Raw genomic sequence first — 8966 nt, forward strand, 5'->3', positions numbered from 1 at the left:
CAAGGCATCGCTTCAGCAGGGGCAGCGCTGCGCTAATACGGAGGCTACGCGCAGCCCCTGCTTTATCTAGGTCCGAGTATGCTTCCGAGTATGCCAGGCACCCTTACTTCTTCAACCGTGCGCAGCAGGACAGTTTCCTGCCCTTCGTCGAGAACGGCACCGTCACGCTGGTAGGGGCGACCACGGAAAATCCGAGCTTCGAGCTGAACGCAGCGCTGTTGTCGCGGGCGCAGGTGCTGATCCTGCGCCGCCTCGACGCAGCCGCGTTGGAGCAGTTGCTCGACCGCGCGGAAGCGCTGATCGGACGCCCCCTGCCCCTCGACGCCGCAGCGCGTGAGGCATTGCTGGCGAGCGCGGACGGCGACGGCCGCTTCCTGCTGAATCAGGTCGAGACGCTCTATTCGATCGATATCCCCGAGCCGCTCGATCCGGCCGGCCTGTCGGCGCTGCTGCATCGGCGCGTCGCGGTCTACGACAAGGATCGGGAGGGGCATTACAATCTCATTTCCGCCCTGCATAAATCGCTGCGCGGATCGGATCCGCAAGCGGCGCTCTATTATCTGGCGCGGATGCTGACGGCGGGCGAGGAACCGCTCTACGTATTGCGCCGCCTCGTCCGGTTCGCGACAGAGGATATCGGCCTGGCCGATCCGCAGGCAGTGGTCCAGTGCCTCGCCGCCAAGGATGCCTATGAGTTTCTGGGATCGCCGGAAGGCGAACTGGCGATCGTACAGGCCTGCCTCTATTGCGCGACCGCCCCCAAGTCTAACGCCGGTTATATGGCGATGAATGCGTCCTTCAAATCGGCGCGCGACACCGGATCACTGATGCCGCCGATGAACATCGTCAACGCTCCCACCAAGCTGATGAAGCAGGTCGGCTACGGCAAGGGCTATCAGTATGATCATGACGCGGAACAGGGCTTTTCCGGCGCCAATTACTGGCCCGAGGAAATGGCCCCGCAAACCTTCTACAGCCCCACCGATCGCGGGTTCGAGGCGCGGATCGCCGAACGCATCGCCCATTGGAACAAGCTGCGGGCGGAGCGCGGTTCGGCGTGACGCCCCGTTTCGCGCGCTTCGCCGCGATCGACTGGTCGGGGGCCAAGGGCGCGCGGCACAAGGGGATTGCCGTCGCCCTGTGCGAGGCCGGCAATGCCGTACCGCAATTGATCCCGGCGCCCGACGGCATCTGGTCGCGGCAGGCTGTCGCCGACTGGCTGCAGGAAACGGCGACGGCATCGCCCACGCTGTTCGGTTTCGATTTCAGCTTTGCCCCGCCCTTCGTGGCGCGGGGCGCCTATCTGCCCGGTGATGCCGTGCCAGAGGACGCTCCCGCCTTCTGGGCCTATGTCGATGCGATCTGCGAGGATGTCGATCTGGGCGCGGCCAGCCTGCTGGAGGTCGCCCATCGCCGCCATTTCTATTTCGGCAAGGCCGATGGAGAGAAGGCCGGCTTCATGCACAATCGCGCCTGCGAAGCGCATTATAATGCGGGCGGCGGCGGCAAGCCGTCGACCGTGTATGACGCGATCGGCGCGGCACAAGTCGCCAAGGCCAGCTTTGCGGGGATGCGCCTGCTGCACCATATCCGCGACCAGGTGCCGGTCTGGCCGTTCGACCCGCTGCCTGCCGAGGGATCACTGGTGGTCGAGATCTATACCAGCATCGCCGCCCGCGCCGCCGGCCGGCCCAAGGGTCGCACCAAGATTCGCGATCTGGCGACGCTGAATGATGCCCTGGCAACATTGGGATCGCAGGATCATCGGGATACCATGCCCGACGATCATGGTGCGGACGCCATCGTGACCGCCGCCTGGATGCGAAAAACCGCGCTTCGCCCGGACATGTGGACTCCCGCGGCGCTGACCCCGCAAATAGGACGAACTGAGGGCTGGACCTTCGGCGTGATCTGATAGTAAGGGCGTCGCACACGAAACGGCGCGCCCCGATGGTGGGCAAGCAAAAGAGTATATTATGGGTTCGCCAGCCCGCGATTGACTGCCCATGGGGTCGATCGTATGGCGAATCCGGGCCGGCTTAGCTCAGTTGGTAGAGCACCTGATTTGTAATCAGGGGGTCAGGGGTTCGAGCCCTCTAGCCGGCACCATCCCTTCCCTAATAACGCCTTCAATCAAGGACGTTGGGCAGATCCTCGAAACTCTTGCGCAACGCCGCGCTCCAGCCTTGGGAAATCATGGCGAACTCCTCATTGTCCGCCTCGATCCGGGTGCGAACGCGGAAGTCGTAGGTGTCGGTCGGGATCACCGTCAGGTCGAGCGGCATGCCGACCGACAGGTTGGACCGCAGGGTCGAATCCATCGACAGCAGGACCGCCTTGGCCGCATCCTCCAGCCGGGTTTCGCGGGTGATGATTCGGTCGAGGATCGGCTTGCCATATTTATGCTCGCCAATCTGGAAAAAGGGCGTGTCCTCGGTCGCCTCGATGAAATTGCCGGCGGAATAGATGAGGTAGAGCCGCGGCTTGCCGCCCTTGCGCTGGCCCGCCACCATGATCGATGCGCTGGCGCCCGATCCGCCCATTTCGATGCTCTCGCGGTAGCGGCCCTGCATGGTGCGCATCGCTTCGCCCACGATCTGCGCAACGCGGTGCATCGTCTCGCAATTGCAGATCGTCTCGACATCCGGATTCAGCTCGGCCTCGCGGATCGCCTTGCTGAGCATCGCCTTCACCCCTTGGGTGATCGACAGGTTGCCCGAACAGAGCAGGGTGATCGCCCGTTCACCGGGAACATGATAGGTGAAGCTCTTCCGGAAGCGCGCAATATTGTCCATGCCCGCATTGGTGCGGGTGTCGGACAGCATGACCAGTCCCTGGTCCACGCGCACGGCCACACAATAAGTCACGGCCCCCCGGCCTCCTGCTTTTCTCTGCCGCGATGCCCGAGTCGTCCGATGGGCAATCGCGCTGTTCAACCCGCAGAGTGGGGCGGCGGGGTGCTTTGCTGTTGCTGCTTTTGCAGCTGCCGCTCCTCAACTCCATCCTCCGCCTGCGCGATCCGGACGTCGGCGTCAATCCATATGTCGCCCGCCACCGTGACCGAGCCACGGATCGGCGCGGCTTCATCTGCATCAAGACCACTGGCGACGCGCAGATAGCGTTCGGTCACGCAGACGCGGTTGGATGGGTCGAAACCGATCCATCCAAGGCTGGGAACATAAGCCTCTGCCCAGCCATGGGTTTCGTGCAGCACATCCCCCTCGCCGGCCAGCAGATAGCCCGATACGTAGCGGGCGGGAATGTCGATCGAGCGCGCGGCCGCGATGAAGACCTGCGCATGGTCCTGACAGACGCCGGCACCAAGCGCGAAGGCCTCTGCGGCGGTCGTGTCGGAGGTGGTGACGCCTGCACGATACTGCACCGCATCGCTGACGGCCGCGGACAGCGCGTGGAGCATGGCGAGTGGGCCATCCTGTTCAGGCAGGTCGCGCGCCATGGCGGCGATGCCTTCCGACGCACGGGTCAGGCGGGTATCGCGCAGGAAATAGCGGGGGTCCACGCGGCTTTCCAGATGGCCGACCACGCCGTGGCTTTCATGGGTTTCGACCAGCCCCTCTGCCACGATCACCGCATTATCGAGCCGGTCATGGCGAATCCAGATCGCCTCCTTTTCGCCATAGCTGTTGGGGCGGAAACCGGTCAGCAGCTCGTCATTCACGCTCACCTGCCATTCCAGCACCTTCTGCGCGGGTGTATTCACCGGCATCAGCTTCAGCCGCATCGCCACCCGGCCCGCCGACGCGGAATAGCGGTAGATGGTCTGGTGTCGGACGAGCAGCTTCATGGCTCCAGCCTTCCCTCCCCGCCTCAGCCGAAATGATAGGTCTCGGCGATTTCGGCGCCGAGTTGGTTGGTCATGCGCAGACCATTCTGGACGGTTTCGTGCAGGCCGCGACGGAAGATTTCGCCGCTGTCCTGGCTTTCGAGCCCGGCGACCAGCTCCTGCACCGTGTCATGGCAGGCGCCGCGCGCGTCATGCCAGCCGGCGAGCCGGTTCAGGCGATAAGCCAACTGGTCGTAGCAATAGGCGACGCTGCGCGGAAACAGGCGGTTCAGCATCAGGAAGTCGGTGATCTGCCAGGGTGTGTAGGTGCCGCCATAGACATGATGGTAGGCACGCGCGCCCGACAGGGCATAGAGAACCGACGTCCATTGATAATGGTCGCGATTGCCGCCGATCACCTCGGTTTCGGGCAGCAGGACATAATATTTGACGTCGAGCAGACGCAGGGTCATCTGCGCCCGCTCCAGCGCCGAACCGGTGCGCAGGAAGTCATGCCCCTCGTTGCGGAGCTGGCCCGAATGCGCGGCGCCGCGAAAGGTCATGACGCGCGTCTTCACCCAATCGATCAGCGCAGGAAGCTGTTGCCGCGCCTCGCCGACATCATAGCTGTCGAGCTTGCGCCAGCCTTCGTTCAACGCTTCCCACATGTCCTGCGTCAGCATGGTGCGCGCCGACTTGGCGTTGGAACGGGCCTTGAGCAGGCAGGAACGGATCGAGCTGGGATTGTCGAGGTCGAGCATCAGGAAGGCGATGGCGTCGCTCTCGGTGACGATCGTGCCTTCGGGGAACTGGTGTCCTCCACCGGTCGCACGGACGACTGAGCGCCATTCGTCGCGATGATGCGCGCCGGGCAGGATCGCCATGCGCTGCCCCATGGTGAGGAGGCGCGAGGTGGCCTCCGCGCGCTCCATGTAGCGCGCCATCCAGAAGAGATTTTCGGCGGTCCGGCTCAGCATGGGTTGGCCTCAACATTCGTCATCCCCGCGGAGGCGGGGATCCATGTCCCACCCCTTCCGCTTGGTGAAATGGCAGGAGATGGATTCCCGCCTGCGCGGGGATGACGGGTGGGGTGTTCAAGTGGAATGAGCATCATCAATCCTGCAACACCCAAGTGTCCTTCACTCCGCCGCCCTGGCTGGAGTTGACCACCAGCGACCCTTCGGTCAGCGCGACGCGGGTGAGGCCGCCGGGGACGAGGCGGATCTGCTTGCCGACCAGGCAATAGGGCCGGAAATCGGCGTGACGCCCGACCACCGCCGCCGGGCCGAGCGTCGGCACCGTCGACAGGTCCAGGGTCGGCTGAGCAATGAATTCGCCGGGATTGGCCTTGATCCGCTGGGCGTAGGCCTCGACCTCTTCCCTGGTCGATTTCGGCCCGATCAACATGCCGTAGCCGCCCGACCCATGGACTTCCTTGGCGACCAGTTCGTGCAGATTTTCCAGCACATAAGCCAACTCGTCCGGCTTGCCGCACTGCCAGGTCTGGATATTGTCGAGGATCGGCTTCTCGCCCAGGTAGAAGCGGATCATGTCCGGCACATAGATATAGACCGCCTTGTCGTCGGCGATGCCCGATCCGGGCGCCGACGCCAGCGTCACGCCGCCATTGCGATAGACGTTGAAGATGCCCGGCACGCCCAGCAGGCTGTCGGGGCGGAAGACGAGCGGGTCGATATATTCGTCGTCGATGCGGCGGTAGATGACATCGACCGCCTTCGGCCCCAGCGTGGTCTTCATCCAGACGCGGTCATTATCGACGAACAGGTCTGCCGGCTCGACCAGTTCCACGCCCATCAGGTCGGCGAGGAAGCTATGCTCATAATAGGCGCTGTTCAGCGAACCGGGGGTCAGGACCACCACGACCGGATCGCCCTTGCAGGCGGGCGGCGCGACTTCCTTGAGGCTTTTCAGCAATTCGGCGGGATAGTCGTCCACCGGCGCGACCACGCCCTGCGCGAACAGTTCGGGGAACATGCGCGTCATGATCTCGCGATTTTCGAGCATATAGGACACGCCCGAAGGAGTGCGGCAATTATCTTCCAGCACCTCGAAACTGCCCGGACCGGTGCGGACGATGTCGATGCCGACGATATGGCTGTAAACCTTCCCCGGCGGGGTGAAGTCGGCCATTTCGGCGAGATAGGCGCTGTTCTTGTAGATGATGTCGGCGGACATGATCCCGGCCTTCACGATCTCCCCGCGATGATAGACGTCGTGGAGGAAGGCGTTGAGCGCGCGGGCGCGCTGGCGGATGCCCTTGTCCAGAGTGCGCCATTCGTTCGCGGTGAAGATGCGCGGCAAAAGGTCGAAGGGGATCAGCCGCTCCGGATCGCCGCCCTCGCCATAGACGGCGAAGGTGATGCCGATACGACGAAAGATCGCCTCCGCTTCATCCATGCGGCGATTGAGCCCGGCAATGCCCGTTCGCTCCACCCATTTCTGCACTTCGTCATAACAGGGGCGTATCGAACCATCGGGTTCAAACATTTCATGGAAGGGCAAGTTGTCGATCCTCCCTCGGCCACGCGGCCGGTTGTGCAATGCAATATTAGTGCGCCGCGCCGTGGCGATTGCAAGGCAAAAATGGCTGACAGCCAAAAGGTTTCCGCGCCGTTCACCTTCATGGCGGAAAAGCCGTACGCTTTCGTTTAGGCTGCAGGTTAATTCGCGCCAGGCTGGTCGCTGCATTTTTTTCGATTTTGATACAAAGGCCCGTTGACCGACCCCAATTGCCTGCGTATAGCGCCGCCTCACCGCAGGGCGAGCCGCCCCGCGAAGCCCTTGGGGCGGAGTAGCTCAGCTGGTTAGAGCAGCGGAATCATAATCCGCGTGTCGGGGGTTCAAGTCCCTCCTCCGCTACCATTTCTCATTCTATAGCAGCCTATATCGGGATACGACCCCTTGATTTCCGGGGGTTTTGACCCTCTATAAATCTCGTCCGCGACTATGGAAGTCTACACGCGTCTACCATGGCGCGGGGTATGATCCATGGTAGCGGCCATGGAAAACATGGTATCGAGGTTGATGTGCTCACTGATGCGAAAGTGAAGGCCGCCCGGCCGCGTGAGACGGCTTACAAGCTGGCCGACTCCAACCAGCTCTATCTTCATGTCTCGCCCGCCGGCGGGAAGCACTGGCGCATGAACTATACCTATGGGCGCAGCGCCAAGAACCCGCACACGCCCGCGCAGAAGACGCTGACCTTCGGCCCCTACCCTGCCGTCACTCTGGTGGAGGCTCGCCGGCGGCGCGACGAGGCAAAGGCGATGCTGCTGGAGGGCCGCGACCCCGCGACGGAGCGCCGAATCGCAGCGAAGTCCAAAGCGTCCGCCACGGTCAACACATTCCGAAGCGTTGCGCAGACATGGTTCGATAAGAAGAAGGGGACATGGGTCCAGCGCCACGCCGACAAGGTATGGGAGAGCCTGGAGGAAAATGTGTTCGACGCGATCGGCGCGCTTCCAATCACCTCCATCGATGCGCCCCGTCTGCTCGACCTGTTGACGCTGGTGGAGAACCGCGGAGCCGTCGAGACGGCTCACCGGCTGCGCCAGCGCATATTCGGCGAAGAGGATCATGAGGTCGCGGACACCGGACGCCCGGACCTCGCCCGTGCCGATGGTAGCGGCCAGCTCCATGGTAAGCCCAGAGCGTCGCAGATGCCGCGACGCAGGCTGAGCGGGATGCGGACACGCGGGAGGAAGCAATTCGCATCCGCGCTGAGCGTTTGGGGACTGAGCGAGCGCGTCGCAAGGCGCTGCGCCAAGTGCGTAAGACGTTCGCGCCTGGCGACAGGGTTACGGTGACCGAAGTTTCCGCGCTGGCCGGACTGGAGGGCTCGGTCATGAAGAGCGATGGAACAAGTGCGGTGATCGACTTTGGCGGGATTCATACCATGATAGTAGAGGCTTGGCGCATCCTGCCTGTTGTGCTACGCATGGGCCAACCCTAATTGGGTACCGCTGCCATAGCAGCTGACGGGGCTAGACGAACTGGGGCATCGACCCTTGCGCTCCCCGACCAAACTACCGGACGCCGATGGGCGGTCGGTAGGTGTGCAACGCAATTTCTGTTCCCGCTCTGGCTGGCTTGGTGCATGCGCCGTTCCAGCTATCGGGCTTGGTGACGCGGCGTTGGGGATTTACCCAGCAGCCCAGACGGGCCGGCTCAATTGGACCGAGAGGATCGCCTCGCGTCACATCATTTCCGCCGCCGCCTTGGGCGGAAGCCGCCAGTCAATGTGCATCCCCCTGGCATCGGCTGGCGGTTGATCGAAGTTATTGCGGAGCATCATCGGCAAGATATCAACACCGTATGGTTGCGCACACAATAACGGTGCCTTCCGTTGCGCGGGTTGATGGCCGCGAGCCAGATAGCGTTTGTCGGGTGTTCAAGGGGTCACTGCCTGCGTTCATCACGCAGCTAGGACATGTTCAAGCGTGAGGCTGGTACACGAGGCGAAAAACGGCCCGGCACCTTTCGATACCGGGCCAGACGAAAGCTGTCTGGCTTGGAGCCTCGGCCTTCGGGTCGCTCGATCGGCTTACATCCTCTGTGGGATATAGCGATCACCATTAAGGGGTAGACGGACATGCCCAGGCGTCCGCCCGCGCTGAAGCAGAAGCCCCGTGCCAAGGCATGGGCGAGCACGCGCAAGAGCAGACATGAGCGCGGCTACGGGCGCGATCATGATCGGATGCGAGCGATCGTGTTGCAGGAAGAGCCCCTGTGCAGGCCATGCCACGCGCGTGGCCGTGTGACCCCGTCAACCATCGCCGACCACATCACTCCCCTGAGCGAGGGCGGCACAGGCGAGCGTGATAACTATCAGGGGATCTGCAAGCCCTGCCACGATGACAAGACGGCAGAGGAGGCAGCGCGGGCACAGCGGCGCAATAGGAACTGACCGATGTCCAATGGCGTGAACATGCTGATGGTAGTGATGAAGCCTCCGCGCTGGGACGGTGGCCTGCCCATGCTGATGCTCTGCGATCAGAACGGCGACGCCCTGCCCGGCCAGACGCAGTGCCAGGTGACGACGCGGGCAGACGGCACGTCGCAGGTCGTCGCGACGTTCGAGGTCAGCGGCACCGACGTCCAGATGAGCCGAGGCTGACCCGAATGGGCCGGATCGGACCGATCTGGGGGGGGGGGGGGGTTG

General features: G+C 63.2%; 9 protein-coding genes and 2 tRNA genes. 7 read left to right on the plus strand and 4 right to left on the minus strand.

The annotated features are described in order from the left end of the window. The 3 genes from VMR39_RS00455 to VMR39_RS00465 form a co-directional block, all read left to right on the plus strand. Positions 1-1061: replication-associated recombination protein A (locus VMR39_RS00455; RefSeq protein WP_325413297.1), on the plus strand; the 1061-nt coding region annotated here is incomplete at its 5' end. Next, entirely contained in the window at positions 1058-1915 is an 858-nt protein-coding gene (locus VMR39_RS00460; RefSeq protein ID WP_325413299.1) for a hypothetical protein, read from the plus strand. The genes VMR39_RS00455 and VMR39_RS00460, both read left to right, overlap by 4 nt. A 118-nt stretch (positions 1916-2033) precedes the next feature. Next, positions 2034-2109, plus strand: a tRNA-Thr gene (locus VMR39_RS00465). 20 nt (positions 2110-2129) lie between these two features. Here VMR39_RS00465 and VMR39_RS00470 read toward each other — a convergent pair. From VMR39_RS00470 to VMR39_RS00485, 4 genes are all read right to left on the minus strand, one after another. Further along, entirely contained in the window at positions 2130-2867 is a 738-nt protein-coding gene (locus VMR39_RS00470) for a peptidase (RefSeq protein WP_325413301.1), read from the minus strand. 65 nt (positions 2868-2932) lie between these two features. Then, positions 2933-3805: a transglutaminase family protein gene (locus tag VMR39_RS00475; RefSeq protein ID WP_325413303.1), complete on the minus strand. Its 873-nt coding sequence runs from the start codon at positions 3803-3805 to the stop codon at positions 2933-2935. Between the two features lie 23 nt (positions 3806-3828). Beyond that, complete coding sequence (locus VMR39_RS00480; RefSeq protein WP_325413305.1) at positions 3829-4761, minus strand: alpha-E domain-containing protein; 933 nt, start codon at positions 4759-4761, stop codon at positions 3829-3831. A gap of 136 nt (positions 4762-4897) precedes the next feature. Beyond that, positions 4898-6307: a circularly permuted type 2 ATP-grasp protein gene (locus VMR39_RS00485; RefSeq protein WP_325413306.1), complete on the minus strand. Its 1410-nt coding sequence runs from the start codon at positions 6305-6307 to the stop codon at positions 4898-4900. Between the two features lie 283 nt (positions 6308-6590). Here VMR39_RS00485 and VMR39_RS00490 point away from each other — a divergent pair. The 4 genes from VMR39_RS00490 to VMR39_RS00505 all read left to right on the plus strand — a co-directional run bounded on the left by VMR39_RS00490 (position 6591) and on the right by VMR39_RS00505 (position 8921). Further along, a tRNA-Met gene (locus VMR39_RS00490) sits at positions 6591-6667 on the plus strand. A gap of 107 nt (positions 6668-6774) precedes the next feature. Further along, the gene (locus VMR39_RS00495) at positions 6775-7611 is read left to right on the plus strand and encodes an integrase arm-type DNA-binding domain-containing protein (protein ID WP_325413308.1); all 837 of its coding nucleotides are present in this window, start codon (positions 6775-6777) and stop codon (positions 7609-7611) included. Positions 7612-8501: 890 nt separating this feature from the next. Continuing rightward, positions 8502-8711, plus strand: coding sequence for an HNH endonuclease signature motif containing protein (locus VMR39_RS00500; RefSeq protein ID WP_325413311.1), 210 nt, complete (start codon positions 8502-8504; stop codon positions 8709-8711). Positions 8712-8714: 3 nt separating this feature from the next. Continuing rightward, positions 8715-8921, plus strand: coding sequence for a hypothetical protein (locus VMR39_RS00505; RefSeq protein WP_325413309.1), 207 nt, complete (start codon positions 8715-8717; stop codon positions 8919-8921). Positions 8922-8966 lie beyond the last annotated feature (45 nt).

The sequence above is a fragment of the Sphingobium sp. genome, from assembly GCF_035511395.1.
Lineage (GTDB): Bacteria > Pseudomonadota > Alphaproteobacteria > Sphingomonadales > Sphingomonadaceae > Sphingobium.

Bases quoted from the DNA above. Each gene is read 5' to 3' on its own strand.
- VMR39_RS00480 (WP_325413305.1), bottom strand. From the start codon at position 4,761: ATGCTGAGCCGGACCGCCGAAAATCTCTTCTGGATGGCGCGCTACATG.
- VMR39_RS00495 (WP_325413308.1), top strand. From the start codon at position 6,775: ATGGCGCGGGGTATGATCCATGGTAGCGGCCATGGAAAACATGGTATC.
- VMR39_RS00505 (WP_325413309.1), top strand. From the start codon at position 8,715: ATGTCCAATGGCGTGAACATGCTGATGGTAGTGATGAAGCCTCCGCGC.
- VMR39_RS00500 (WP_325413311.1), top strand. From the start codon at position 8,502: ATGCGAGCGATCGTGTTGCAGGAAGAGCCCCTGTGCAGGCCATGCCAC.
- VMR39_RS00475 (WP_325413303.1), bottom strand. From the start codon at position 3,805: ATGAAGCTGCTCGTCCGACACCAGACCATCTACCGCTATTCCGCGTCG.